23 protein-coding genes and 1 pseudogene are annotated in these 24,751 nt (G+C 67.3%); 10 read left to right on the forward strand and 14 right to left on the reverse strand.

The window, feature by feature from the left end:
• The first annotated feature begins 11 nt into the window (after positions 1-11).
• The 3 genes from ACW173_RS05650 (at position 12) to ACW173_RS05660 (ending at position 2,738) form a co-directional block, all read left to right on the forward strand.
• Entirely contained in the window at positions 12-500 is a 489-nt protein-coding gene (locus ACW173_RS05650) for an RNA pyrophosphohydrolase (RefSeq protein WP_492083896.1), read from the forward strand.
• A gap of 33 nt (positions 501-533) precedes the next feature.
• Complete coding sequence (locus tag ACW173_RS05655) at positions 534-1,922, forward strand: alpha/beta hydrolase (protein WP_492083897.1); 1,389 nt, start codon at positions 534-536, stop codon at positions 1,920-1,922.
• 66 nt (positions 1,923-1,988) lie between these two features.
• Entirely contained in the window at positions 1,989-2,738 is a 750-nt protein-coding gene (locus tag ACW173_RS05660) for an alpha/beta fold hydrolase (RefSeq protein ID WP_492083898.1), read from the forward strand.
• On the opposite strand, the gene sugE is transcribed toward ACW173_RS05660, so the two are convergent.
• The 11 genes from sugE to ACW173_RS05715 all read right to left on the reverse strand — a co-directional run bounded on the left by sugE (position 2,735) and on the right by ACW173_RS05715 (position 10,996).
• Positions 2,735-3,058 (reverse strand): quaternary ammonium compound efflux SMR transporter SugE, encoded by a 324-nt coding sequence (sugE, locus tag ACW173_RS05665; RefSeq protein WP_492083899.1) that lies wholly within the window; start codon positions 3,056-3,058, stop codon positions 2,735-2,737. The two genes, ACW173_RS05660 and sugE, sit on opposite strands and share 4 nt — an antisense overlap.
• Positions 3,059-3,241: 183 nt before the next feature.
• Positions 3,242-4,003: a hypothetical protein gene (locus tag ACW173_RS05670; protein ID WP_492083900.1), complete on the reverse strand. Its 762-nt coding sequence runs from the start codon at positions 4,001-4,003 to the stop codon at positions 3,242-3,244.
• 149 nt (positions 4,004-4,152) lie between these two features.
• Complete coding sequence (locus ACW173_RS05675) at positions 4,153-4,413, reverse strand: ATP synthase F1 subunit epsilon (RefSeq protein ID WP_492083901.1); 261 nt, start codon at positions 4,411-4,413, stop codon at positions 4,153-4,155.
• Positions 4,413-4,664 carry a hypothetical protein gene (locus ACW173_RS05680; protein WP_252632713.1) on the reverse strand — a complete coding sequence of 84 codons (252 nt, stop codon included), beginning with the start codon at positions 4,662-4,664 and terminating at the stop codon, positions 4,413-4,415. Before ACW173_RS05680 ends, ACW173_RS05675 begins: the two co-directional genes overlap by 1 nt.
• On the reverse strand, positions 4,664-6,298 hold the full coding sequence (gene atpD, locus ACW173_RS05685; RefSeq protein WP_492083902.1) for a F0F1 ATP synthase subunit beta: 1,635 nt from the start codon (positions 6,296-6,298) through the stop codon (positions 4,664-4,666). The genes ACW173_RS05680 and atpD overlap by 1 nt, the downstream gene beginning before the upstream one ends.
• 46 nt (positions 6,299-6,344) lie before the next feature.
• On the reverse strand, positions 6,345-7,220 hold the full coding sequence (locus tag ACW173_RS05690; RefSeq protein ID WP_492083903.1) for a F0F1 ATP synthase subunit gamma: 876 nt from the start codon (positions 7,218-7,220) through the stop codon (positions 6,345-6,347).
• A 35-nt stretch (positions 7,221-7,255) separates the two neighbouring features.
• Positions 7,256-8,788 carry a F0F1 ATP synthase subunit alpha gene (atpA, locus tag ACW173_RS05695; RefSeq protein WP_492083904.1) on the reverse strand — a complete coding sequence of 511 codons (1,533 nt, stop codon included), beginning with the start codon at positions 8,786-8,788 and terminating at the stop codon, positions 7,256-7,258.
• Between the two features lie 50 nt (positions 8,789-8,838).
• Positions 8,839-9,393 carry a F0F1 ATP synthase subunit delta gene (locus ACW173_RS05700; RefSeq protein ID WP_492083905.1) on the reverse strand — a complete coding sequence of 185 codons (555 nt, stop codon included), beginning with the start codon at positions 9,391-9,393 and terminating at the stop codon, positions 8,839-8,841.
• 180 nt (positions 9,394-9,573) lie between these two features.
• Positions 9,574-9,813: a hotdog family protein gene (locus ACW173_RS05705; RefSeq protein ID WP_492083906.1), complete on the reverse strand. Its 240-nt coding sequence runs from the start codon at positions 9,811-9,813 to the stop codon at positions 9,574-9,576.
• Between the two features lie 153 nt (positions 9,814-9,966).
• The gene (locus ACW173_RS05710; protein WP_492083907.1) at positions 9,967-10,305 is read right to left on the reverse strand and encodes a DUF8200 family protein; all 339 of its coding nucleotides are present in this window, start codon (positions 10,303-10,305) and stop codon (positions 9,967-9,969) included.
• A gap of 268 nt (positions 10,306-10,573) precedes the next feature.
• A complete protein-coding gene (locus tag ACW173_RS05715; protein ID WP_492083908.1) occupies positions 10,574-10,996 on the reverse strand; it encodes a hypothetical protein in 423 nt (140 codons plus the stop codon).
• A 144-nt stretch (positions 10,997-11,140) separates the two neighbouring features.
• Here ACW173_RS05715 and ACW173_RS05720 point away from each other — a divergent pair, with 144 nt between their 5' ends.
• The 5 genes and pseudogenes from ACW173_RS05720 (at position 11,141) to ACW173_RS05740 (ending at position 15,181) form a co-directional block, all read left to right on the forward strand.
• Positions 11,141-12,433 carry an acyl-CoA dehydrogenase family protein gene (locus ACW173_RS05720; protein WP_492083909.1) on the forward strand — a complete coding sequence of 431 codons (1,293 nt, stop codon included), beginning with the start codon at positions 11,141-11,143 and terminating at the stop codon, positions 12,431-12,433.
• Between the two features lie 94 nt (positions 12,434-12,527).
• Positions 12,528-13,179 (forward strand): annotated as a pseudogene (locus ACW173_RS05725) (LemA family protein).
• 34 nt (positions 13,180-13,213) lie between these two features.
• On the forward strand, positions 13,214-13,999 hold the full coding sequence (locus ACW173_RS05730) for a TPM domain-containing protein (RefSeq protein ID WP_492083910.1): 786 nt from the start codon (positions 13,214-13,216) through the stop codon (positions 13,997-13,999).
• A 1-nt stretch (position 14,000) separates the two neighbouring features.
• Positions 14,001-14,702 (forward strand): TPM domain-containing protein, encoded by a 702-nt coding sequence (locus ACW173_RS05735; RefSeq protein WP_492083911.1) that lies wholly within the window; start codon positions 14,001-14,003, stop codon positions 14,700-14,702.
• A gap of 71 nt (positions 14,703-14,773) precedes the next feature.
• Positions 14,774-15,181, forward strand: coding sequence for a YybH family protein (locus tag ACW173_RS05740; protein WP_492083912.1), 408 nt, complete (start codon positions 14,774-14,776; stop codon positions 15,179-15,181).
• A 39-nt stretch (positions 15,182-15,220) separates the two neighbouring features.
• Here ACW173_RS05740 and ACW173_RS05745 read toward each other — a convergent pair whose 3' ends face one another.
• Positions 15,221-17,608 carry a TonB-dependent receptor gene (locus tag ACW173_RS05745; protein ID WP_492083913.1) on the reverse strand — a complete coding sequence of 796 codons (2,388 nt, stop codon included), beginning with the start codon at positions 17,606-17,608 and terminating at the stop codon, positions 15,221-15,223.
• Positions 17,609-17,873: 265 nt separating this feature from the next.
• Here ACW173_RS05745 and ACW173_RS05750 point away from each other — a divergent pair, with 265 nt between their 5' ends.
• Together ACW173_RS05750 and ACW173_RS05755 are read left to right on the forward strand one after the other, a co-directional pair.
• On the forward strand, positions 17,874-19,061 hold the full coding sequence (locus ACW173_RS05750; RefSeq protein WP_492083914.1) for an acetyl-CoA C-acyltransferase: 1,188 nt from the start codon (positions 17,874-17,876) through the stop codon (positions 19,059-19,061).
• 309 nt (positions 19,062-19,370) lie between these two features.
• Positions 19,371-19,508, forward strand: a complete 138-nt coding sequence (locus ACW173_RS05755) for a hypothetical protein (RefSeq protein WP_492083915.1) — start codon at positions 19,371-19,373, stop codon at positions 19,506-19,508.
• A 61-nt stretch (positions 19,509-19,569) separates the two neighbouring features.
• On the opposite strand, the gene ACW173_RS05760 is transcribed toward ACW173_RS05755, so the two are convergent.
• Together ACW173_RS05760 and polA are read right to left on the reverse strand one after the other, a co-directional pair.
• Positions 19,570-21,498, reverse strand: coding sequence for a methyl-accepting chemotaxis protein (locus ACW173_RS05760; protein ID WP_492083916.1), 1,929 nt, complete (start codon positions 21,496-21,498; stop codon positions 19,570-19,572).
• Between the two features lie 253 nt (positions 21,499-21,751).
• The gene (gene polA, locus ACW173_RS05765) at positions 21,752-24,676 is read right to left on the reverse strand and encodes a DNA polymerase I (protein WP_492083917.1); all 2,925 of its coding nucleotides are present in this window, start codon (positions 24,674-24,676) and stop codon (positions 21,752-21,754) included.
• Positions 24,677-24,751 lie beyond the last annotated feature (75 nt).

Genomic DNA, 24,751 nt, shown 5'->3' on the forward strand with positions numbered 1-24,751 from the left:
CAAAGCTCGGCATGACCGAGCGTGAGTATCCCAAGCATCGTCCCAATGTCGGCGTTGTCCTGTTCCACAAGGATGGCCGCGTCTGGCTGGGTCGCCGCTATCGCCAGGCGCCACCGTACAACTGGCAGTTCCCGCAGGGCGGGGTCGACGACGGCGAGGACCTGGAAGCCGCCGCCCGTCGCGAGCTGGCCGAGGAAACCGGCGTCAGCTCCGTCGAACTGCTTGGCCGCACCGAGGGCTGGATCGCCTACGACTTCCCGCCCGAGATCCTGGCCGACAAGAAACACTCGCGCGGCTGGCTGGGGCAGAAACAGGTCTGGTTCGCCTATCGCTTCATCGGCGAGGAGTCAGAGATCGATCTGGAAGCGGACGACCATATCGAGTTCGACGCCTGGAAATGGGGCAGGCTCGACGAAACGCCCGAACTGATCGTACCTTTCAAGCGTGGCGTTTACGAAGCGGTGGTCGCCGCCTTTGCGGGGTACGCGCGCGGCCTCTGAGTTTCAGGGTCCGTCGCGCTGGGGAGAAACGGTATGGCGGACACGGTTCTGCTGATTCACGGCTATGGCTGCGCGGGGGACGTCTGGGACCCCGTGGCCGCGCGCCTGCGCGCCGAAGGCTATCGTGTCGTGGCCCCGACGATCCGTTCGGCCGTGCGCACGGTCGAGGGTCCGCGCGCGGGTCTGGCCGGCCTGACCCTGGCGGACTATGTCGCCGAGATGAGCGCCCTGGCCCAGACCCTGACCAAGGACACGGGCGCCAAGCCCATCGTCATCGGCCACTCGATGGGCGGCCTGATCGCCCAGAAGGTCGCCGAGGCTGGCCATGCCGCCGCCATCGCCCTGTTCGCGCCGGGCTCGCCGGCCGACGCGCGGGGCAAGCCGAAGCTGACGCCAGTCTTCACCTTTTTGAACATGGCCCTGCAATCCAAGCCCGAGACCAAGGCGGGCAAGATGTGGAAGACGGGCTTCAAGTTCGGCGTGATGAACGCCGTGCCGGCCGAGCGCCACGACGGCCTCTACGCCAAGATGGTCTATGACAGCGGACAGGTGCTGGCCGACCTGGCCTGGCCGCACAAGGACCCCAACAAGACCGCCCATGTCGACGCCAGCAAGGTCACCGTGCCGGTGCTGGTGATGGCGGGCGCCCTAGATCGCACGACACCCGTCGAGGACGTGCGGCTCGTCGGCAAAAAGTACGCCGGCGCCGAGTATCGAGAATATCCCCACAACGCCCATTACCTCATAGACGAGCCAAACACGATGAAGATCCTCGACGACCTGATCGCCTGGCTGAGCGGCAAGAAGCAAACGACGGCCGCCCCCGCCGCGGCCGCCCCCACGCCCGCTCCAGCGCCCGCGCCCACCCCGGTGAAGACCCCGGACCCCATGCCCGCTCCCGCCCCGGCGGCGGAACCCGTGAAGGCGGCCGAACCGGCCCCGGTCGCGGCAGCCCCGGCGCCCGCCCCCGCCGCGAAGGCTCCGGCCGCCAAGGCGCCGGCGAAACCGAAGGCTGAAGCCAAGCCGAAGGCCGCCGCTCCGGCCAAGGCCCCGGCCGCGAAGGCTCCGGCCGCCAAGGCCGCACCGAAGGCCGCCGCCAAGCCGGCCGCCGCCGAGAAGGCCGCGCCGGCTCCGAAGGCCGCCGCGCCAAAGAAGCCCGCCGCCGCTCCGGCCAAGGCGCCCGCCGCCAAGGCTCCGGCGCCGAAGGCCGCCGCCAAGGCCGCTCCGAAGGCCGCCGCGCCCGCCAAGGCCGCTCCGGCCGCCAAGCCGGCGGCGAAGGCTCCGGCCAAGGCCGCCGCCGCGCCTAAGGCTGCCGCGGCTCCGAAGGCCGCTGCCAAGCCGGCCGCCGCCAAGGCCCCCGCGGCCGCCAAGAAGCCTGCGACAAAGACGCCCGCCAAAACCTCGCCCAAGGCGTCGAAGTAAGTGTAGGCTTAACCCCGCCGGCTGCTTCGTCGGCGGGGTTTATTAGTCTCGTTTTTTGGGGCGTCCATGCTCGCACCCGTGATCATGGTCCACGGCGCTTTTTGCGGTGGCTGGACCTTCGACGCTTTCCGTCAGCCCTTCGAGGCGGCGGGTCATCGCGTGCTGACGCCCGACCTGGTTGGACACGACGGCCAGAGCAGCGCCGCTGGCGTCTCGATGACCGACTATGCCCGCCAGATCTCGCGCCTGGCCGAGACCTGCGAGACGCCGCCGATCCTGGTTGGCCACTCGATGGGCGGCCTGGTCGCCCAGATGGCCGCCAGCCGCGCCAAGATTTCCAAGCTGATCCTGCTGGCCCCCTCGGCGCCCTGGGGCGTCTCCGGCGCGAGCCTGGAGGAGGCCGTCTCGGCCGTCAGCCTCTACACCTTCGGTCCCTACTGGCTGCAGGCCATCGCGCCCGACTACGGCGTCGTACGCCGCTACAGCGTCGACAAGCTGGCCCGCCCCGAGCGCAAGGCGATCTTCGCCCGCATGACGGCCGAGAGCGGGCGGGCGCTGTGGGAGACGCTGAATTGGTGGCTGGACCCGTTCATGACCACGTCGGTGTCGGCTCCGGGCTGCCCGGTGCTGGCGATCGCCGGCGGCCATGACGTGATCCACCCGCCGGCCACGGTCCGTCAGACGGCCGCGCGCCTGGGCGGCGGCGTCGAGGTGTTCCCCGAGATGAGCCACTGGCTGCCTGGGGAACCCGGCTGGGAGCAGGTGGCCCAGCGCTGCCTCGATTTCATCAGCGCTGAAGACCGCGCCGCCGCTTAGGCGGCCGGCGTGAACACCTTAAGCCCCAGGATGCCAGCCACGATCAGGCCCAGGCACACGAGCCGCGCGGCGGTCGCCGGCTCCTTGAACAGTATGATGCCGATGATCGCCGTGCCGACCGCGCCAACGCCCGTCCAGACCGCATAGGCCGTGCCCAGGGGCAGGGTCTTCACGGCCCAGCCCAGGAGGCCCATGGACAGCACCAGGCTGACGCCCGTGAGCACCGTGGGGACCAGCTTGGTGAAGCCCTCGGTGTATTTCAGGCCGACGGCCCAGCCGATTTCGAACAGTCCGGCGATGAAAAGAATGATCCAGGCCACGACGAGCCCCTTTTCCTGAAAAGGTGGGGTCGTCCCCTGCAAATCGACAATCGCCAAAGCAAAAGGCGCGGGGGTCGTCCCCCGCGCCTCGCCTAAATAGTTCCAGCGCCCCCGAGGGGCAAGCCGCTCTTCGATATCGCGCGACGGCCGCCGAAACCGGCGACCACTTTCGGATATCGCGTCTTAGCGGCTGGTCGTGCTGTACAGGATCTGGGCGCGCTCGAAGTTCTTGCCAAACGAGGACTCGTCCAGCTTCTTCAGACGCATGAACACCAGACCAGCGTGACCGCCGGCCCAGGCGTCGTCCCACGACACGGTGAAGCGGCGGTAGTCGCTGCCGACCGTCTGGTCATTGCGGATCAGGCGCAGCTGCGGGCTGTTTTCCCAGGTCGCGTAATCGTGCAGAGCGTTGGCCAGTTCCTGGGCCTGCTCGGCGGTCTGCGCGTAGTCGATGGTGACCGTGCAGACGTTCTTGTTCGAGCCCGGGTTGTCCAGGGTGATGTTGTAGGGCTTCTCGAGGGCGAGAACCCACTGTTCCTTCTTCTTCTTGAAGCCGTAGTCCTTGACCAGCTGGGCGAAGTCGCCGCCGGCGACCGACGGCTTGCAGACCTTGTCCAGCACGTCCATCAGGCGGACCGACAGCGGGTCGGTCGTGCGCGGACCACGGACCGGCGCCGTGTAGGCCTCGGCCGGAGCCTGGCCGGCGGCGGGAGCCGCGACCGGCGGGGCGGCCTGGTCGGCCGAGGCCGGAGCGGCTTGGTCAGCCGGAGCGGGAGCGGCCTGATCGGCCGGGGCCGGCGCGGCGGCCGGAGCCGGAGCGGGCATGGCGGGAGCGGTGGTTTGCTCCTGGGCAACGGCGGCGGTCGAGACCGCGCCGAGGGCGATCAAGGTGACGAGCGCAAGGCGCATAGGCTGGTTATCCCCAACAAGACGAGAGGTCGGCATTAAAACCGACAGACGGTCCCTCGCAACCCTTATGGCTACCGATTGAGGCGGAGATTGGGTCACAAGTGTAATTTTTTCACCCCAGACACGAAAGCGCCCTCGCTCCACAAGGAACGAGGGCGTTTCGTAAGCATGCGGGCGACCCGAGCCTAGGCCGCTTCGACGGCGTGCTCGGCCAGGATCGTCAGGCCTTCCGGACCGACGTCGGCGAAGCCGCCCTGGATGTCGAACACCTTGGTCGTCGCGCCGTCCTTCACGGTCACCTTGCCTTCGCGCAGGGTGGTCATGAACGGGGCGTGGCCGGCCAGGACGCCGAAGTCGCCTTCCGAGCCGGGAGCCTGGACCAGGTCCACGTCGCCGGAAAACAGTTCGCGCTCGGGCGCGACCAGGGAGAAGTGCAGCTTGGCCATCAGTTGAAAGTCTCCTCGACGCCGCCAAGCGCGGCTTCGATGTCTTCGTCGGTCTGGATCTCGGTCCCGCAGAACGGGCAGAAGTGGATCGTCGCCAGCATCAGGCCGGTCTCGCCCTCTTCTTCCCGCTCGCCGAGGTTCAGCAGGATCAGGCCGCTGTCATGCTCGATGAGGCCGGCGTTGGTGTCCGGGGACACCGCCTCCGCCAGTTCTTCGCAGCAGAAGCCGGCCAGTTCCGTTTCTTCGGTCATCAGGCTTCAGCCGCCATCTTTTCGGCCTTGGCGACGGCTTCCTCGATCGCGCCGACCATGTAGAAGGCGCCTTCCGGCAGGTGGTCGTACTCGCCGTCCACGATGCCTTTGAACGAGCGGATCGTGTCCTTCAGCTGGACGAAAGCGCCCGGCGTGTTGGTGAACTGCTCGGCGACGTGGAACGGCTGCGACAGGAAGCGCGAGATCTTGCGGGCGCGCGAAACGACCAGCTTGTCCTCTTCCGACAGCTCGTCCATGCCCAGGATGGCGATGATGTCCTTCAGGGCCTTGTACTGCTGCAGGACTTCCTGGACCGAACGAGCGACGTTGTAGTGCTCCTCGCCGATGACCAGCGGGTCCATGATCCGCGAGGTCGAATCCAGCGGATCGACGGCGGGGAAGATGGCCTGGGCGGCGATGTCGCGCGACAGAACGGTGGTGGCGTCCAAGTGGGCGAACGAGGCGGCGGGCGCCGGGTCGGTCAAGTCATCGGCGGGCACGTAGATGGCCTGAACCGAGGTGATCGAACCCTTGTTCGTCGAGGTGATGCGCTCCTGCAGGTTGCCCATCTCGGTGGCCAGAGTGGGCTGATAGCCCACGGCCGAGGGGATGCGGCCCAGCAGAGCCGACACTTCGGCGCCGGCTTGGGTGAAGCGGAAGATGTTGTCGACGAACAGCAGCACGTCCTTGCCTTCTTCGTCGCGGAAGTATTCCGCGATCGACAGGCCGGTCAGGGCGACGCGGGCGCGGGCGCCCGGGGGTTCGTTCATCTGGCCGTAGACCAGGGCGCAGCGCGAGCCTTCGGTCGAGCCGTTGTTGGCCTTCGGGTCGACGTTGACGTTGGACTCGATCATCTCGTGATACAGGTCGTTGCCTTCGCGGGTGCGTTCACCCACGCCGGCCAGAACCGAGTAACCGCCGTAAGCCTTGGCGATGTTGTTGATCAGTTCCTGCATCGTCACGGTCTTGCCGACGCCGGCGCCGCCGAACAGGCCGATCTTGCCGCCCTTGGTGTAGGGGCACATCAGGTCGATGACCTTGATGCCCGTGACCAGCACTTCAGCGGTGTTGGTCTGCTCGGCGAAGGTCGGGGCGTCGCGGTGGATCGTGCGATAGATGTCCGACTTGATCGGGCCCTGCTCGTCGATCGGCTCGCCGATGACGTTCATGATGCGGCCCAGGGTGCCCGGACCGACCGGAACGCGGATCGACTCGCCGGTGTCGCGCACGGGCTGGCCGCGAACGAGACCTTCGGTGGCGTCCATGGCGATGGCGCGGACGGTGTTCTGACCCAGGTGCTGGGCGACTTCGAACACCAGGCGCTGGCCGGTGGCGGTGTTGGTCGTTTCGACGGCGTTCAGGATCGCCGGCAGCGGACCGTCGAACTCGATGTCGACGACGGCGCCGATGATCTGCACCAGGCGGCCGGTGGCGCCATCCAGGTTGACGGCGGCGTTGGTCGGCGCGGCGACCTTGGGGGCAGCCGGCTTCTTGGCGGCGGGAGCCTTAGCGGCGGCCGGAGCCTTCGTGGCGGCGGCCTTCGGAGCCGCCGCGGCCTTGGGGGCGGCGGGCGTCTTGGCGGCAGGCGTCTGGGCGGCGGCGGTCGCCGGCTTTGCAGCGGGGGTCTTGGCCATGGCGTGCGGTCTTTCGGTCTCTGCGTGCTTGTGTCGTTAGGCTAGATCAGACGGCTTCGGCGCCGGAGATGATCTCGATCAGCTCCTTGGTGATCTGGGCCTGGCGGGAACGATTGTACTCGAGGGTGTAGCGCTTGATCATGTCGCCGGCGTTGCGCGTGGCGTTGTCCATCGCGGTCATCTGGCTGGCGTAGAAGCCGGCCATGTTGTCCAGCAGGGCCGACAGGATCTGAACCGTCAGGTTGCGCGGCAGCAGGGTCTCGAGGATGGCCTCTTCCGAGGGCTCGTACTCGTAGACCGCCGCCGGACCCGTCGGGGCGTCGACGCCCTCCACGGTCGCCGGGATCAGCTGCAGCGCGGTCGGGGTCTGGATGACCACCGACTTGAAGCGGCTGTAGAATAGCGTGACCACGTCGATGTCGCCGGCCTCGTAGAGGCGCGTGACGACGTCGGCGATCGGCTGGGCGACCGACAGGGTGAACTGGCGGTAGGCCGACAGGTCGAAGTTCTCGACAACCTTGTCGCCGTACGGGCGCTTCAGCTGGGCCGAGACCTTCTTGCCGACGCAGACGATCTTGACGTCCTTGCCCTGGGCGATCAGGCCGTCGATGTGCTGGCGCGCGGCCCGCACGATCGACGAGGTGAAGCCGCCGGCGAGGCCGCGATCGGCCGCCGCGACGACGATCAGGTGGCGGTCGTCGCGCCCCGTGCCGGTCAGCAGGGCCGGAGCCCCGTCGCCCGACACGCCGGCCGCGAGATTGGCGATGACCGAAGCCAGGCGCCGGGCGTAGGGACGGGCGGCTTCCGCCGCGTCCTGGCTCCGGCGCAGCTTGGCGGCCGCCACCATCTGCATCGCTTTCGTGATCTTCTGCGTCGCCTTGACGCTCGAGATCCGATTGCGCATTTCCTTCAAACTGGCCATTCGGCGCTACTCTCTCCGAGCGGTTCCGAGGGGGCTTAGGCGAAGGTCGACGAGAAGCTGTCGAGCGCGCTCTTCAGCGTGTTCTCCAGATCCTTGTCGAGGGCCTTCTTGGTGCGGATGCCGTCCAGCAGGTCCTTGTGGGCGCTGTGCAGACGGGCCAGGAACTCGGTCTCGAAACGGCGAACCGACGAGGTCGGGATCTTGTCCAGATAGCCGCGCGTGCCGGCGTAGATCACGCAGACCTGCTCTTCGACCGACTGCGGGGCGTACTGGGGCTGCTTCAGCAGCTCGGTCAGGCGTTCGCCGCGGGCCAGCATCTTCTGGGTCGAGGCGTCCAGGTCCGAGCCGAACTTCGCGAAGGCGGCCATTTCACGGTACTGGGCCAGCTCGCCCTTAATCGGGCCGGCGACTTGCTTCATCGCCTTGATCTGAGCCGACGAGCCGACGCGCGACACCGAGATGCCGACGTTCACGGCCGGGCGGATGCCCTGGTAGAACAGGTCGGTTTCCAGGAAGATCTGGCCGTCGGTGATCGAGATCACGTTGGTCGGGATATAGGCCGAGACGTCGTTGGCCTGGGTTTCGATGATCGGCAGAGCCGTCAGCGAGCCCGAACCGTTGTCTTCGTTCAGCTTCGCGGCGCGTTCCAGCAGGCGCGAGTGCAGATAGAACACGTCGCCCGGATAGGCTTCGCGGCCCGGCGGGCGGCGCAGCAGCAGCGACATCTGGCGGTAGGCGACGGCTTGCTTGGACAGATCGTCATAGATGATCAGGCCGTGCAGGCCGTTGTCGCGGAACCACTCGCCCATGGCGCAGCCCGAGAACGGCGCCAGATATTGCAGCGGGGCCGGCTCCGAGGCCGAGGCGACGACGACGATCGTGTATTCCAGGGCGCCGTGCTCTTCCAGGGTCTTGACGATCTGGGCGACGGTCGAGCGCTTCTGGCCGATGGCGACGTACACGCAGTAGAGCTTGGCGCTCTCGTCCGTGCCGGCGTTGGCGGCCTTCTGGTTCAGGATGGTGTCGATGGCGACGGCGGTCTTGCCGGTCTGACGGTCACCGATGATCAGCTCGCGCTGGCCGCGGCCGACGGGGATCAGGGTGTCGATCGACTTCAGCCCGGTCTGCACGGGCTCGTGCACCGACTTGCGCGGGATGATGCCCGGAGCCTTGACGTCGACGCGGCGACGCTCGGTGTATTGGATCGGGCCCTTGCCGTCGATCGGCTCGCCCAGCGGGTTGACGACACGGCCCAGCAGGCCACGGCCGACCGGCACGTCGACGATTTCGCCCAGACGACGGACTTCGTCGCCTTCCTTGATGGCCTGGTCCTGGCCGAAGATCACGGCGCCGACATTGTCGCGCTCGAGGTTCAGGGCCATGCCCTTCACGCCGGCCTTCGGGAATTCCAGCATTTCACCGGCTTGGACGTTGTCCAGGCCGTAGATGCGGGCGATGCCGTCACCGACGGACAGCACCTGGCCGACGTCCGAGACGGCGGCTTCTTCGCCGAAGTTGGCGATCTGCGACTTGAGGATGGCCGAAATCTCGGCGGCGCGGATGTCCATGGTCTTCTGGGCTCTCTGCGATCTAATTTTTCTGGCGCTTACTTAAAGGCTTAAGCGCGCTTCAGGGCGAATTTCAGGGAATCGAGCTTCGAACGGAGCGAAGCGTCGAAGAGACGCGAACCGACGCGCACCTTCAGACCGCCCAGCAGGGACGGGTCGACGCGCGTGGAAACTTCGGGGGTCTTGCCCAGGGCCTCGGCCAGGGCCGTCTGCACGCCCTTCAGCTGGGCGGGCGACAGGGCGATGGCCGAAACGACTTCGGCGGTCACGACGCCGCGGTGCTTGGCCGAAAGCTCGGAGAAGGCCGAGATGGCGCCCAGCAGGTCGCCGGCGCGGCCATTGTTGGCGACAACGCCCAGGAACTTGGCGGTCAGCGGCTGGAAGCCGGCCTTCGTGGCGATGGCGGCCAGGCCCTTGGCCTTATCCTCGGCCGAGAAGGCGGGCGAGGCGATCAGGCGGCGCAGATCGGCGCTGTCGGCGTACATCGCCTTCAGGCTTTTCAGGTCGGCTTCAACCTTTTGCAGGGAGCCGTTCTCGATCGTCAGTTCGAAGAGGGACTGCGCATAGCGCTGACCCGCATCCGTCGCCTTGGTTTCGTCCGCCACTTGGTATCCGCCCGGTGCGTTGCAAATGGCCGCGAACAAGAAGGTTAACTCTTATCGCGGCTTAAAGGCTTGAGCGCGCTTGTAAAAAGCACATGGACGGCCGGTGCAGCCGCACCGCCCCTTCCGAAGCCGCGCGCCTGATAACACGGGCCTTTCGCAGTCGCAACCAAAGGGGCGCGTTCAGTCTCCGGCGCGGCGGAACACGGCCGAGGCCGAAGCCGCCAGGGCGCCGTCCGGACGACGCAGCTCGCCCTGGGCGAAGACCAGGCTGCGGGTGGCCCGCTCGACCCAGCCCTTGGGCTCCAAGGCGCCGTCGCCGGGTTCGCCAGCATAGTCCACGGTCATCGAGGTCAAGGCCGTTCCATCGCCCGCGGCCTTGCGCAGAACGGATTCCAGCTGGGCGGCCAAGCTCGTGTCCATGACGCTCAACTAATCACGCGGGCGGAAAAGAAAAGAGGCGGCGGAACAAATCCGCCGCCCCGTTCAGGCGAATGCTCGAGGAAACAGCCAGACAGGGTCGGAGAAACGAAGACCCCAAAGCGTCCGGTACTTAAGGTAAAGCGATACGTGTTCTTACTTAGCCGAGGCCAGGGCGGAACCGCCCTTGGCCGAGGCGTTGCAGCGGGTCAGGTCATCGGCGTCCAGCGACTTGGTTTCGCCGCCGAAGGCCGCGACGCGACCCACTTCCTTGGCGAGGGCCTTGCAGGCCACCGCGGTGAGCGCCCGCGAGGGGGCTTGGGTCGAGACGCACTCGGCCCCTTCGCAGACGAAGACGGCGCCGCCGGCGACGACCTTGGTCTTGGCGGCGACCGGCGCGTCAAGCGCGGCGGCGATGCGGCCGTCGGCGAGGGCCGAACCCGCGAACATGGAGAAAGAGATGGCGGCGACAGCCGTCAGGGTGCGGAGCTTCATCAGAAAGCCCTCCGGTGATGGGGAAGTTGCGGTCAGATCGTTGATCGGTGATAAGCGGTACTGGCCGCCCGGACCTTGCCACTCCATCTGGGCCACCCCATCTGGATGACAGAACCGGTATCCCCACCGGTGCTTCGGATCCGAACTAAGCATCGCTTAGATATCAGTGATAAGAAATTGCGCAAGCGGAATTTCGCGAGCGCGCCGACTTTTCAGAAAACGGGGATTTCCAGCGAGATGCGGCGAACGCCGCGCGGAAACGGCGAGCTCAGAGCCCCAGGATCTTGTCGATCCGGCTTTCGGCCTTGGCGTGGATGGCGCGGTCTTCGATCATGCCTTCGGCGCGGGCGTAGCGGCCGTCCTTGCCGACGCGACGGCGGATGCCCTCGGCGCTGAGCACGGACTCGGCCTTCGGGTCGGTGATGGCCCCCAGCACGGCGGCCACCACGGCGCCGATCGCCGCGGCGGCGACCGGGCCGGCCATGTCGATGAGCTCTCCGCCGAAGATCGCCCGCAGGCGCATGATCAGCACCTCGCGGTTGGGCTGATGCGCCATCACCCCGATCGCCCAATAGACCCCGCCCTCGACGATCAAGGCCAGCAGGACCGGCAGCGCCACGCCCAGCAGGCGCGGACGGACGAACAGTCCGAGCGCGGCGCCGATGATCGCGAAGGCGGCCATGGTGATCATGGCGCTAACCGTACGCCCCGCCTGGTCAAGGACGAGTTAAGGCCGGTTCCTCTTCAGTTCCAGTTCCCAAGGGGCAGGTTGGCCGCGATCGCCCGTCGCGCTTAGTCTCCCGCGAAACGAAAAGATGAGCAGGGAGGCTTTGCCATGGACTTCCAACCGCCGCGGGCGCTGACCGCCTATCTGGGCGAGCTCGACGCCTTCATCGACCGCGAGATCGCGCCCCTGCAGGCGCGCGACGACAACGAACGTTTCTTCGACCACCGCCGCGAATGGGCCCGCACCGACTGGGACATGGGCGGCCTGCCCAGGCACGAGTGGGAGGAGCTGCTGGCCAAGGCCCGCAAGCTGGCCGACCAGGCGGGCTACTATCGCTTCGCCCTGCCCAAGGAATATGGCGGCCAGGACGGCTCCAACCTCTGGATGGCGGTGATCCGCGAGCACCTGGCGGCCAAGGGCCTCGGATTGTTCAACGACCTGCAGAACGAACACTCGATCGTCGGCAACAACCCGTTCGTGCTGATGCTGCGCGACTTCGGCCGGCCCGACCAGCAGCACCTGATCAGCGACATGCTGGACAAGGGCGCCTTCCGCCCGACGTTCGGGCTTACGGAGCCCGACCACGGCTCGGACGCCACCTTCATGGAGACCCGCGCGGTCCGCGAGGACCACAAGGGCGAGGCCGGCTGGCGGATCAACGGCGAGAAGATGTGGACCACCGGCATGCACGCCGCGACCCACTGCTGCCTGTTCGCGCGGACCAGCGGCGAGGACGGCGACGCGCGCGGCGTCACCGCCTTCCTGGTCCCGGCCCACGCGCCGGGCGTGAAGATCGAGGAGTACCTCTGGACCTTCAACATGCCGACCGACCACCCCCGGGTCAGCTTCACCAATGTCTGGGTTCCGGAAAGCGCGATGTTCGGCCCGGAGGGCGGCGGCCTCGCCATCGCCCAGCACTTCGTGCACGAAAACCGCATCCGCCAGGCGGCCTCCAGCCTGGGCGCGGCGGTCTTTTGCATCGAGGAGAGCATAAAGTACGCACGCGCGCGCAAGCCGTTCGGCAAGGCGCTGTCGGAGAACCAGGCCATCCAGTTCCCGATCGTCGAGCTGTCCACCCAGGCCGAAATGCTGCGCCTCTTGATCCGCAAGACCGCCTGGGAAATGGACCAGATGTCCAAGGTGGAGGTCGAAAAGCGCCTCTCCGACAAGGTCTCGATGTGTAACTACTGGGCCAACCGGCTGTGCTGCGAGGCGGCCGACCGGGCCATGCAGATCCACGGCGGCATCGGCTATTCCCGCCACAAGCCCTTCGAACACATCTATCGCCACCACCGTCGCTACCGGATCACCGAGGGGGCCGAGGAGATCCAGATGCGCAAGGTGGCCGCCTGGCTGTTCGGCTACATGGGTCCGCGCAAGCAGGCGCTCTCCCAGACCTAGGGCGCGGAGATGGACAAGGTTTAATCTGTCGCCCTCTCACGTGTACCGATAGGCTCGCTATCTAACAGCGATACGCGGGCATACATGTTCGCACCTGGAGGGATATCTTGATGAACCGTCTGGCTCGTAACGCAGCCCGCGTGGCCCTGATCGTCGCCATTCCCGCGACGCTGGCCGGCTGCGGGATCAACACCATCCCCACGCAGGACGAGGCGACCAAGACCGCCTGGGCCGAGGTGCAGAACCAGTATCAGCGCCGGGCCGACCTGGTGCCGAACCTGGTCGCCACCGTGAAGGGCTACGCGGCCCAGGAAAAGGACGTGCTGACCGCCGTCACCCAGGCCCGCGCCAGCGCCACCCAGGTCAAGGTCGACGCCTCGACCATCACCGATCCAGCCCAGTTCCAGAAATTCGCCGCCGCCCAAGACCAGTTGTCGGGCGTTCTGGGCCGCCTGATGGTCATCCAGGAGCAGTATCCGGACCTGAAGTCGAACCAGAACTTCCTGGCCCTGCAAAGCCAGCTGGAAGGCACCGAGAACCGCATCACGATCGCGCGGCGCGACTACAACGAGACCGCCCAGAAGTACAACACCACCCTGCGCACCTTCCCCAGCATGCTGTGGGCCAAGACCGTCTACAGCGGCCAGAAGCCGGCCCAGCTGTTCCAGGCCTCGGCCGCGGCGCAAAGCGCTCCGACGGTGGACTTCAGCACCCCGCCGACGGCCACGCCGCCGAAGGTCGACTGAGTTGCAACTCGCCTTGCCCAGGATCGGAGCGAGCGTGAAGGCGTGGACGCTGGCCCCCATAGTGGCGTTGGCGGCGGCCGCGCTCATCGCCCTGCCCGCCCTCGCCGCGCCGACCTTCCCGCCCCTGACCGGGCGCGTGGTCGACGAGGCCGGCATCCTGTCGCCCGACGCCGAGCGTGACATCGCCACCAAGCTGGAAAGCCTCGAGACCACGACCGGCCGCCAGCTGGTCGTGGTCTCGGTCCCGAGCCTGCAAGGCTATCCGATCGAGGACTACGGCTATCAGCTGGGCCGAACCTGGGGCATTGGCGAGAAGGACAAGGACACGGGCGCCATCCTGCTGGTCGCGCCCAATGACCGGAAGGTGCGGATCGAGGTCGGTTACGGCCTGGAACCGGTCCTGACCGACGCGCTGTCCAGCGTCATCATCCAGAGCGCCATCCTGCCGAAGTTCCGCGACGGCGACATGCAGGGCGGCATCATCGCGGGGACCGACGCCCTGGTCGAGCAGCTCAGCCTGCCCGTCGACCAGGCGAAGGCCCGCATCGCGGCGGCCAGCCAACCTCGGCATCAGAAGGGCCCAGGCTCGCTGTTCACCGGCGTTCTGATCCTGATGTTCATCATCTTCGTGCTCGGCGGCATGCTCGGAGGCCGGCGTAATCGGCGCGGCGGCCTGGGTTCGGCGCTGCCGTGGATCATCCTGGGCGCGCTGAACAACAGTGGCCGAGGCGGCGGCGGCTGGAGCGGCGGCGGAGGCGGCGGCGGCTTCTCCGGCGGCGGCGGGTCGTTTGGCGGCGGCGGTAGTTCGGGGAGCTGGTAAGATGGCGCGACGCATGACCCCGCAGGACCTCGACCGCATCGCCGCGGCGGTAGCCGAGGCCGAAAAGACCACCGCTGGCGAGATCTTCTGCGTCCTGGCGCCCGAGGTGTCGGACTATCGCGAGACGCCGCTGGCCTGGGCGGCGGTCGCGGCCCTGGTCCTGCCGGCCGGCGCCCTGCTGGCGGGTTTCCGGCCCGAGATGCTGACCCGCCTGTTCGGCGGTTGGAGCGTCGGCCACGCGGCGGCGCTGGACGGCGCGATCCTGTCGGCGCTGTCGACCTATATCGCCCTCCAGGTCGTGGTGTTCGTGGTCGCCGCCCTGGTGGTTTCGATCCCGCCCGTGCGCCGCGCCCTGACGCCCGGCTCGCTGAAGACCGCCCGCGTCCGCCGCGCCGCCATGGAGCAGTTCCTAAGCCACGGCCTGCACGTCACCCGCGACCGCACCGGCGTCCTGATCTTCGCCGCCCTGGCCGAGCACCGCGTCGAGGTCATCGCCGACGAGGGCATCTACAAGGCCGCGCCCGACACGGTCTGGGACGCGGTCGTGGGCGACCTGGTCGCCGGCCTCAAGCAGGGCAAGATCGCCGACGGTTTCGTCGCCGCCGTGGCCCGCGCCGGCGCGATCCTGGCCACCCACGTCCCGCCGCGCGGCGACGACCGCAACGAACTCCCCGACGGCCTGACCATCCTGCCGAAGCGGTAGAGCCAGACGTCGCGGGGAAACCTAAGCCGTCTCTCGCGCGCTTTCCTGACGACCAGCAGGAGAGCGCCGCCATGACCGATTTCGACACATTCCTGGAGATCCGCCGCCACGCCGCCCAGGCCTATGTGAACGGTCAGGCCGGACCGCTGGATCAGCTGGCCGCCACCGCCTGTCCGGCCAGTTTCTTTCCGCCGCGCGGCGGACGTGAGGAAGGCGCCGAGTGGGTGGCGAACGTCTATGCGCGCGATGCGGAGTCGTTCCGCGAGGGCGGCGAGAGCACGCTGGAGATCCTGCACAGCGACTCCGTCGGCGACCTCGCCTACTGGACCGGCCTGCAGCACGCCACCGTGCGCCTGAGCGGCCATGAAGAGCCGATCGAGATGCACCTGCGGATCACAGAACTGTTCCGGCACGAGGACGGCGCCTGGCGGCTGATCCATCGTCACGCCGACCCACTGGTCGAGACCAAGGCGGAATAGCGAAGCGGGCGGCCGCCGAAGCGACCGCCCTCTCACGGTTTAGAACGATTTGCGGATCGTCACGCCCGCCGTTCGTGGCTGGCCCACCGAATAGCCCAGGCGCGCCCGGCCGCCGCGTTCACGATCGAACGACAGCAGCGCGTTCTCGTCGAACAGGTTGTTGACGTAGAGGGTGATGTCCACGCCGTCCCGCATCTCGACCCCGGCGCTGAGATTGACGACCTCGTAGCCGGGCAGCTTCAGGTTCACGACCGTCGGCACCGTGCCCGTGGCCCCGCCGAACGGCAGGCCCGAGACGAACGAGCGCGGATTGTTCTCCTGGTCGCTGGCCTGGGTGAAGCGGCTGCCGATGTGCTGGACCGAGGCCTTCAGATAGCCGTTCGCGCCGTCCCAGACCTCGCGGCTGTAGGTGACGTCGAACGAGACCTGGAACTTCGGCACCGACGGCAGGCGGTTGCCCTCGCGGATGCCGCCGATCACCGCGCCCGTGCCGTCCTTCACCGTGGTGTCGAACTCGGCTTCCAGCAGGCTGCCCGACAGGCCGATGTCCAGGCCCGAGGCCAGGCGCGCGGTCAGCTCGCCTTCGACGCCCTTGGTGTGGGCCTTGGCCACGTTGAACACCACGCGCGACGAGCACGAGCCGGCGTCCAGGGTGGTCTGCAGGTTCTTGATGTCGGTGTAGAACACCGCGCCGTTGAAGGTGACGCCGCCGAAGCGCGACTTCACCCCGCCCTCGTAGTTCCACAGCGTCTCGTCGTCGTACTTCTGGTAGCCGCCAAAGATCGCCGCGTCCTGCGGGCTGCACAGCGGCAGGTTCAGCGGATCGTTGACACCACCCAGGCGGAAGCCCTTCGAAGCCTGGGCGTTGAAGGTGACGGTATTGCTGGCCTCATAGCTCAGCAGGAAGCGCGGGGTGAAGCCGTCCGACGAGGTCTTGTCGGTGCGGTTGTCGCCGTTGGCGAACAGGCCGCCGGACTTGAACTGCCGCGTCTCGCTGAAGTCGTAGTAGCGGCCGCCCGCCGTCGCCGTCAGCTTGCCCAGGGTGTAGTTGACCTCCCCGAACACGGCCTTCTGCTTGATGTTGTAGGGCAGGTAGGCGTTGTAGGGCGAGTTGGCCGCGAAGCCGTTGCGCACCGCGGCCGAGGTGCCCGCGCCCAGAACGGCGTCGGTATAGGCGTCGTAGCCGGGGGTCGGCAGGGTCTGCTCGTAGACGCGGTCGACCTTCGAATAGAAGCCGCCGAACACCCACTGCAACGGCCCCTCGCCGGTCGAGGCCAGGCGCAATTCCTGGGTGAATTGCTCCAGGTCCGTCGTGTCCACCAGCTTGGACGGCAAGGTCACCGCCGCCGCTGGGAAGCCCAGGTCGACCGAGACGCTGCCGCTCAGGGCGCTGGCGTCGCGGTTCACGGTGATGTCGCGGTCGATATAGCTGGTCACCGAGGTCAGGGTGGCCGCGCCCAGATCGAGATTGGCGGTCAGGTCGGCCAGCAGGGTGTCGTCGGCGAAGCTCTCGTCCAGCAGCAGGTACTGCTCGCGCTCGCCCAGGGTGATCCTGGGCCGGGTCGTGGTGTTGGGATTGGCGAAGAGGTTGAACTCTTCCTGGCGGTTGAAGCCGTGGGCGCGGATCTCCTGATAGACCACGCGCGGCGTGAAATTGAAGGTCTCGCTGGGCTCGATGTAGAACGCGACCCGGCCGCCGCGACGCGTGCCGTCATTGACGTTCTTCTCGATCTTGCCGCCTTCCTCGCGGGCGTCGATGAAGCCACCGTAGCGGGTCAGGTAGCCGACCGCGCGCATGGCCACCTTGTCGGAGATCGGCATGTTGACCGCCCCCTTCACGTGGCCGCCGAAGTCGTCGCCGCCGACCAGGCTGGCGTTGGCCTCGAACGTGCCTTCCTGCACGCCCAGCTTGGGCTGGTTGGTGATGTAGCGGATCGTGCCGCCCACCGAGCCCGAGCCGAACAGCGTGCCTTGCGGACCGCGCAGGGTCTCAACCCGGTTCAGGTCGAACAGGTCGATATCGGGCGTGAACAGCGACAGCGAGATCACGGATTCGTCGAGATAGACGCCCACCTGTTCCTTGACGCCCGGCTGATCGCGGACGACCTGGCCGGCCGAGACGCCGCGCACCGACACCTGGCTCTGGCCGGGGCCGAGGTTCTGGATGGTCAGGCCGGCGACGTTGCGCGACAGATCTTCCAGGGTGACCGCGCCCGAACGCTGAATGTCCTTCTCCGTCTGGGCGTTGATCGAGAAGGGGATGTCCTGAATCGTCGCGTCGCGCTTGGTGGCGGTGACGATGATTTCCTCGATGGCGGTGTTGTCCTGCTGGGCCGCCGCCAGGGCGGGCAGTAGCAGGATCGTCGAAAGCGCGCTGGCGCCCAGCAGCGCGCGGCGCGCCAGGCGGCGCGATGTAGCCTTGGTCATGGTAACCTCCCGAACCTCGTTTTTTCGCGGCGCGAGGTCGAGCTCGCGGCGCCACCGCAGCGTTCATCCCGGAAACGGGGAAAGTCAACGCGAAACGAATCCGAGGGAAATCAGCATTTTAGACACCGGTGTCGGGCCGGTTCGAACATGGCGTACGGAAAGTGGACCGATCTCACCTTTACGCGCACGTGATCTTTCGCACCGCGAAAAGGCGGTCTAGGGTGAGGGCAATTCAAACTAATGTTTTAACGGGGAGTGCGCCTCAATGCGCGAAGCGGTCATCGTCTCTTACGCCCGCACGGGCCTGGCCAAGTCCAATCGGGGCGGCTTCAACAACACCCACGGCGCCGCCATGGCCGGCCATGCGATCCAACATGCGGTGAGCCGGGCCGGACTTGAGGGTCCGGAGGTCGAGGACGTGGTCCTGGGCTGCGGCGGCCCCGAAGGCGCCACCGGCATGAACGTGGCCCGCAACGCCGCCATCTGGGCCGGCCTGCCGGTCACCACCTCGGGCCAGACCGTCAACCGCTTCTGCTCCTCGGGCCTGCAGGCCATCGCCACGGCCGCCAACTATGTCCGCAACGACGGCGCTCCGGTCGCCATCGGCGGCGGCGTGGAATCGATCTCGCTGGTGCAAGGCGGCGGCCACATGAACCGTTTCCACATCACCGAAGACAAGCTGATGAAGGAAAAGCCAGCCCTGTGGATGGCGATGATCGACACCGCCGACATCGTCGCCAAGCGCTACAACATCAGCCGCGAGTACCAGGACGAGTACTCCCTGCGCAGCCAGCAGCGCATCGCCGCCGCCCAGGCCGCCGGCCTGTTCGACAACGAGATCGTGCCGATGGCCACCAAGATGAAGGTGGTCAACAAGGAGACCAAGGAAGAGAGCCTGGTCGACTACGTCGTCACCAAGGACGAGTGCAATCGTCCCGAGACGACCCTCGAAGGCCTCGCCAAGCTCGAACCCGTCAAGGGGCCGGGCAACTTCGTCACCGCCGGCAACGCCAGCCAGCTTTCGGACGGCGCCGCCGCCGTGGTGGTGATGGAAGCCAAGGAAGCCGCCAAGCGTGGCCTGGAGCCGCTGGGCCTGTTCAAGGGCTTCGCCATCGCCGGCTGCGAGCCCGACGAGATGGGCATCGGCCCGGTCTTCGCCGTGCCGCGCCTGCTTGAACGTCACGGCCTGAAGGTCGACGACATCGACCTGTGGGAACTGAACGAGGCCTTCGCGTCGCAGTGCCTCTACAGCCGCGACAAGCTGGGCATCGATCCGGAGAAGTACAACGTCAACGGCGGCTCGATCGCCATCGGCCACCCGTTCGGCATGACCGGCGCCCGCTGCGCCGGCCACCTGCTGCTGGAAGGCAAGCGCCGCAAGGCCAAGCTGGGCGTGGTGACCATGTGCATCGGCGGCGGCATGGGCGCCGCCGGTCTCTTCGAGATCTTCTGATCTCGAAAAGACCGGAGGACGGCGCCCATCAACGAAAAGTGGCTGAGATCGCTTTCGCGATATCAGCGGGGCGCCGCCGGTCTCTTCGAGATCTTCTAAACCGAGCCCAAAAAGTTCCACAGCGACCCGCAAATAAGGCCGGGAACCGTGAAGGCGGTTTCCGGCCTTTCTTGTTGGATCAGGAGGTCTCGCGGCGCACTCAGAAACCCTGGATACGCGAAACTCTTGAACCCGGCGCGAGCGGGGCCATCTGTGGCTCCGTCAGCGTCCGCGATTGTCGCTTCACGACGCAGACCAGAGATCAGGACCATGGCCAGCAAGGCCTTCTTCGCCGTCGCCCTTCTCATCGCCGCCGCCATCGGCCTGGCGTTGCCGACCCCCAATGCGTCCCATGGGCCGCGGACGACCCAGTCGTCGTTCCAGACCATCGCCCTGAACAAGGGTTGATAGAAAAAGGGCTCCCCGGTTTTCCGGAGAGCCCTTCAAGGTCTCATCGATCGTTAGACGATCAGAACTCTTCCCAGTCTTCGCTGACCGCCACGGCGGTGTTGCCACGCGAAATCGGCGCGCTGGGACGCGATACCGGCTTTGCCCGGTTGACCACCGGCGTCGCCGGGCGTTGACCGGGACGGGCGGCCGGGGTCAGGGCGGCGTTTTCCGCGCCGACATTGAACCGCGAGACCATGCTGGCCAGCGAGGTGGCCTCGTTCTTCAACGAATGCGTCGCGGCCGTGGCTTCTTCGACCATGGCGGCGTTCTGCTGGACGACCTGGTCCATCTGGTTCACGGCGGTATTGACCTCGTTCAGGCCGGTGGCCTGTTCGGTGGTCGAGGCCGAGATTTCCTGCATCAGGGCGTCGATCGAGGCGACCTGTTCGACGATGCGGTTCAGCGCTTCGCCGGTCTGGCCGACCAGATCCACGCCGGCGCCGACCTGCTGGGTCGAGGTCGAGATCAGGGTCTTGATTTCCTTGGCCGCGTCGGCCGAGCGCTGGGCCAGCGCGCGAACCTCCTGGGCGACGACGGCGAAACCACGGCCAGCTTCACCCGCGCGGGCGGCCTCGACACCGGCGTTCAGGGCCAGCAGGTTGGTCTGGAAGGCGATTTCGTCGATCACCCCGATGATCTGGCTGACCTGGCTGGACGAGGTCTCGATCTCGGTCATGGCCGAGACGGCCTGACCGACGATCCGGCCAGAACGCTCGGCGTCCGAACGGGCGGCGGCCACGACCTGCGAGGCTTCCTTGGCGCCCGACGCGGTCTTGCGGACGGTGGCGGTGATCTCGTCCAGGGCGGCGGCGGTCTCTTCCAGGGCGGCGGCCTGTTGCTCGGTGCGGCGCGACAGGTTGTTGGAGGCTTCGGCGATCTCGTCGGAGCCGGCGTTGACGCCGCCAGTGGCCGCGACGATGGCCTTCATGGCCTCCTGCAGCTTGGCGACGGCCTCGTTGAAGTCCTCGCGCAGTTTCATGTAGCGGCCGGCGAACGGCGCGTCGATGCGGGCGGTCAGGTCGCCGCCGGCCAGGCGCGACAGCCCCGAGGCCAGGGCTTCGACCACTTCGGCCTGCTCGGCCTCGGCGGCGCGGCGCTCGTCGTCATTGGCGGCGCGGTCACGCTCGGCGGCGGTGCGCGTGGTTTCCGCCTCCTTCTCGACGCGGATCTTGGCGATAGCCGCTTCCTTGAAGCAGATGACGGCGGCGGCCATCTGGCCCACCTCGTCGGCGCGATCGGTGGCCGGAACCTCGATGGCGTTGTCCCCCGAGGCCAGGCGGCGCATGGCGGCGGTCATGGCCGCGACCGGCTTGGCGATCGAGCTCGACAGCAGCAGGCCGCCGCCCAGGGCGATCGCGGCGCTCAGCAGGATGCCGGCGATCAGCACGGTGTTCGACAAGGCCTGGGCCTGCTTCTGCGCCAGCGCTTCGGCGTCGATCTGCTTCTGAGCCCAGGCCTGGATGGCGTCCAGGGCGTCCTCGACCGGCGCCACGGCCTTGTCGGCGACGCCGTCGTTACGAACCAGTTCGACGGCTTGCGGACGGGTCGCCGGATCCGAACCCAGCGTCAGGCCCGGGTCGATGGCCTGCTGGCGATAGCCCGCGTAGGCGTCGCGGATCGCCTGCACCTGAGCCTTGTCGGCGCTCAGCTGATCCAGCTTGTCCAGCGCATCGAAGAACTTGACCTTGTGCACGGTCTCGATGCGCTGAACGTAATAGTCGTCGCCCGAGAGCAGGTAGCCGCGCAGCGAGTTCTCCTGGCGGGTCAGGCGGAAAGTGGCCGTGTCGGCCGCCTGCATCACCTTGTAGGCCCGATCGGTGCGCGCGACCGAATATTCCAGGACCTTGGAGTTAATGAACAACGCCACGCCCATCGTCGCGATGGTCGCCAGCAGCACGCCGAACACGACCAACAGCTTCGTAGGGATCTTGAAATTGCCGAACTTCACCGCAGCCTCCGAAGGTTTCGCAGGTCCGGTCGCGACGGAGGGGGACCGTGCAACCGAACACATCGCCCCTTTGTGCGGCTTACAAGGTTGCCGGGCTGTTAACTCTACTGTGACCGAACGTCGCAGGATTGTTTGAGATTCCGTCACAATCTCAAAGACTTGCTCAGAAGTTGCAAACGCTCGCCTGACGCCCGCGCGCGACCGGAGCGATGGCGGGCCTCACCATCACACACTCCGGACACGGATCAATTCCCTAGTGCGCCTCGTCCCAGTTCTTGGCGGCGCGGGCCTCGACGGTCAGCGGGATCGACAGCGCGACGGCCGGCTCGGCGGCGTTCTCCATCACGGACTTGATCACTTCGCAGGCGCGCTCGGCCTCGGCTTCCGGAGCCTCGAAGACCAGTTCGTCGTGCACCTGCAGCAACATCCGAGCCTCGAGACCCGCGGCCGTCAGGGCGGCGGGCATGCGGATCATGGCCCGACGCATCACGTCGGAGGCCGCGCCCTGGATCGGGGCGTTGATCGCCGCCCGCTCGGCGAACTGGCGCTGGCCGACCGACTTGGACTGGATCTCGGGAATGGTGATCTTCCGCCCGAAGATGGTCGAGACATAGCCGTGCTCGCGCACGAAGGCCTTGGTCGCGTCCATATAGGCCTGGATGCCGGGGAAACGCTCGAAATAGGTCTTGATATAGGCCCCGGCCTCGCCCTGGCCGATGCCCAGCTGGTTGGCCAGGCCGAAGGCCGAGATGCCGTAGACGATGCCGAAATTGATCGCCTTGGCCCGGCGGCGGATCATCGGGTCCATGCCCTCGATCGGCGTGTCGAACATCTCCGAGGCCGTCATGGCGTGAATGTCCAGGCCCTCCTGGAAGGCCTTCTTCAGCTGCGGGATGTCGCCGATGTGGGCCAGCAGCCGAAGCTCGATCTGGCTGTAGTCGGCGCTGATCAGCACCTTGCCCGGCTCGGCGATGAAGGCCTTGCGGATCTTGCGGCCTTCCTCGGTGCGGACCGGGATGTTCTGCAGGTTGGGATCGGACGAGGACAGGCGGCCCGTCGTCGTCGCGGCCAGGGCGTAGGAGGTGTGGACCCGGCCCGTGCTCCGCGCGATCGCGGCGATCAGGTTCTCGGTATAGGTGCCCTTCAGCTTGCTGAGCTGCCGCCAGTCCAGAAGGACGCGGGGCAGCTCGTGCTCCAGGGCCAGGCTCTCCAGCACGTCGCTGTCGGTGGACCACTGGCCGGTGGCGGTCTTCTTGCCGCCCTTCAGAGCCATCTCGCCGAACAGCACGTCGCCGATCTGCTTGGGGCTGCCCAGGTTGAAGGGACGACCGACCAGCTCCTGGGCGCGCTCCTCGAACTTGGCCATGCGCAGAGAGAACTCGTTGGAGAGCAGGCGGAGCGCCTCGGGATCGACGCGGACGCCGTTGTTCTCCATCATCGCCAGCACCGCCGGTAGCGGACGCTCCAGGGTCTCGTAGACGGTCGCCAGGCCCTCGCGCGCCAGACGCGGCTTGAGCACTTCCCACAGGCGCAGGGTGACGTCGGCGTCCTCGGCGGCGTAGGCGGTCGCCTCCGGCAGGGCCACGTGCTTGAAGCTGATCTGGCCCTTGCCCGTGCCGCAGACCTGCTTGAACGGGATCGGCTTGTGGCCCAGCCACAACTCCGACAGCTCGTCCATGCCGTGGCCGTGCAGGCCGGCCTCCAGCACGTAGGAGATCAGCATGGTGTCGTCGATCGGCGCGACCTGGATCCCGTGCCGCGACAACACCGCGATGTCGTACTTGGCATTCTGGGCCACCTTCAGCACCGCGGGGTCTTCCAGCAGCGGCTTGAGGGTCGCGATCACGTCGGCCAGCGGGATCTGCTCGATGTCGGCGGGCGCCTCGAAGGCCAGGCCATCGGCCTTTTCGCAGTGGCCCAGCGGGATGTAGCAGGCCTCGCCGGCCGCCACGGCCAGGGAAATTCCGCACAGACCGGCGGTCGCCGACCCCAGCGCGTCCGTCTCGGTGTCGAAGGCCACGACGCCCTTGGCCGTCGCCTTGGCCACCCAGGCCTTCAGGGTGTCGAGGTCGCGCACGCAGACATAGGTCGCGTGGTCGATCGTGACCGGCTCGGCCACCGCATTGGCGGCGGCGCGGGCGGCCGCGCCCATGTATGAGACGGTGCTGACCGGGGCCTTGGGCTGGCCCCCGCCTCCAAGACTGGGAGCGCGGTCGCCCGACGGACCGCCCAGCGTGCCGGGCGCCATGGCGGCCGAGCCGTCGCCGACCCGGCGGGCCAGGGTGCGGAACTCCATCTGCTCGAGGAAGGCGGCCAGCACCTCCTTGTCCGGCTCGCGCACCTTCAGCTCGTCCAGCGGCTGGGGCAGCGGCGTGTCGCAGTCCAGCTTGACCAGGGCTCTCGACAAGCGGATCTGGTCGGCGAATTCGATCAGCGTCTCCCGGCGCTTGGGCTGCTTGATCTCGCCAGCCCGGGCCAGCAGCGTGTCGAGGTCGCCATACTCGGTGATCAGCTGGGCGGCGGTCTTGATGCCGATGCCCGGCGCGCCCGGAACGTTGTCGACGCTGTCGCCGCACAGAGCCTGAACGTCGACGACCTTGTCGGGATAGACGCCGAACTTCTCGAACACCTGCTCGCGCTCGATGCGCAGGCCCTTCATCGGGTCGAACATCGAGACGCCGTCGCCGACCAGCTGCATCAGGTCCTTGTCGGACGAGACGATGATCGCCTCGCCGCCGACGTCGCGGGCCTTGCAGGCATAGGCGGCGATCAGGTCGTCGGCCTCGTAGCCGGGCAGCTCGATGGCCGGCACGCCGAACGCGAGGGTCGCCTCGCGCACCAGCGGGAACTGCGGGATCAGGTCCTCGGGCGGCGGCGGACGGTGGGCCTTGTACTTGTCGTAGAGCTGGTTGCGGAACGTCTTTTCCGAGTGGTCCCAGATCACGGCCAGGTGCGTGGGCGTGTCGCCCTGCATGTCGCGCATCAGCTTCCACAGCATGTTGCAAAAGCCCTGGACGGCGCCCACCGGCAGGCCGTCGCTCTTGCGGGTCAGCGGCGGCAGCGCGTGATAGGCGCGGAACAGATAGGCCGAGCCGTCGACCAGGAAGAGCCGGACAGCGGGACCGTCCTGGGTCAGTTCGGAAGCGTGCGGCAGCGGGGGATCGGCGACGTCGGTCATGGCCGGCAACATAGGGGGCGCGGCGCGCGTCGGAAACCCTCTGGCGGGCGCGGAATGACTGCCCTAATCTCCACC

Source organism: Caulobacter sp. ALps2 (genome assembly GCF_058681635.1).

Bases quoted from the DNA above. Each gene is read 5' to 3' on its own strand.
- ACW173_RS05675 (WP_492083901.1), bottom strand. From the start codon at position 4,413: ATGGCCAAGCTGCACTTCTCCCTGGTCGCGCCCGAGCGCGAACTGTTT.
- polA (WP_492083917.1), bottom strand. From the start codon at position 24,676: ATGACCGACGTCGCCGATCCCCCGCTGCCGCACGCTTCCGAACTGACC.
- ACW173_RS05705 (WP_492083906.1), bottom strand. From the start codon at position 9,813: ATGGACACGAGCTTGGCCGCCCAGCTGGAATCCGTTCTGCGCAAGGCC.
- ACW173_RS05670 (WP_492083900.1), bottom strand. From the start codon at position 4,003: ATGCCGACCTCTCGTCTTGTTGGGGATAACCAGCCTATGCGCCTTGCG.
- ACW173_RS05690 (WP_492083903.1), bottom strand. From the start codon at position 7,220: ATGGCCAGTTTGAAGGAAATGCGCAATCGGATCTCGAGCGTCAAGGCG.
- ACW173_RS05735 (WP_492083911.1), top strand. From the start codon at position 14,001: ATGGCGCGACGCATGACCCCGCAGGACCTCGACCGCATCGCCGCGGCG.
- ACW173_RS05710 (WP_492083907.1), bottom strand. From the start codon at position 10,305: ATGAAGCTCCGCACCCTGACGGCTGTCGCCGCCATCTCTTTCTCCATG.
- ACW173_RS05740 (WP_492083912.1), top strand. From the start codon at position 14,774: ATGACCGATTTCGACACATTCCTGGAGATCCGCCGCCACGCCGCCCAG.
- ACW173_RS05720 (WP_492083909.1), top strand. From the start codon at position 11,141: ATGGACTTCCAACCGCCGCGGGCGCTGACCGCCTATCTGGGCGAGCTC.
- ACW173_RS05715 (WP_492083908.1), bottom strand. From the start codon at position 10,996: ATGATCACCATGGCCGCCTTCGCGATCATCGGCGCCGCGCTCGGACTG.
- ACW173_RS05750 (WP_492083914.1), top strand. From the start codon at position 17,874: ATGCGCGAAGCGGTCATCGTCTCTTACGCCCGCACGGGCCTGGCCAAG.
- atpA (WP_492083904.1), bottom strand. From the start codon at position 8,788: ATGGACATCCGCGCCGCCGAGATTTCGGCCATCCTCAAGTCGCAGATC.
- atpD (WP_492083902.1), bottom strand. From the start codon at position 6,298: ATGGCCAAGACCCCCGCTGCAAAGCCGGCGACCGCCGCCGCCCAGACG.
- ACW173_RS05655 (WP_492083897.1), top strand. From the start codon at position 534: ATGGCGGACACGGTTCTGCTGATTCACGGCTATGGCTGCGCGGGGGAC.
- ACW173_RS05755 (WP_492083915.1), top strand. From the start codon at position 19,371: ATGGCCAGCAAGGCCTTCTTCGCCGTCGCCCTTCTCATCGCCGCCGCC.
- ACW173_RS05680 (WP_252632713.1), bottom strand. From the start codon at position 4,664: ATGACCGAAGAAACGGAACTGGCCGGCTTCTGCTGCGAAGAACTGGCG.
- ACW173_RS05650 (WP_492083896.1), top strand. From the start codon at position 12: ATGACCGAGCGTGAGTATCCCAAGCATCGTCCCAATGTCGGCGTTGTC.
- ACW173_RS05660 (WP_492083898.1), top strand. From the start codon at position 1,989: ATGCTCGCACCCGTGATCATGGTCCACGGCGCTTTTTGCGGTGGCTGG.
- ACW173_RS05745 (WP_492083913.1), bottom strand. From the start codon at position 17,608: ATGACCAAGGCTACATCGCGCCGCCTGGCGCGCCGCGCGCTGCTGGGC.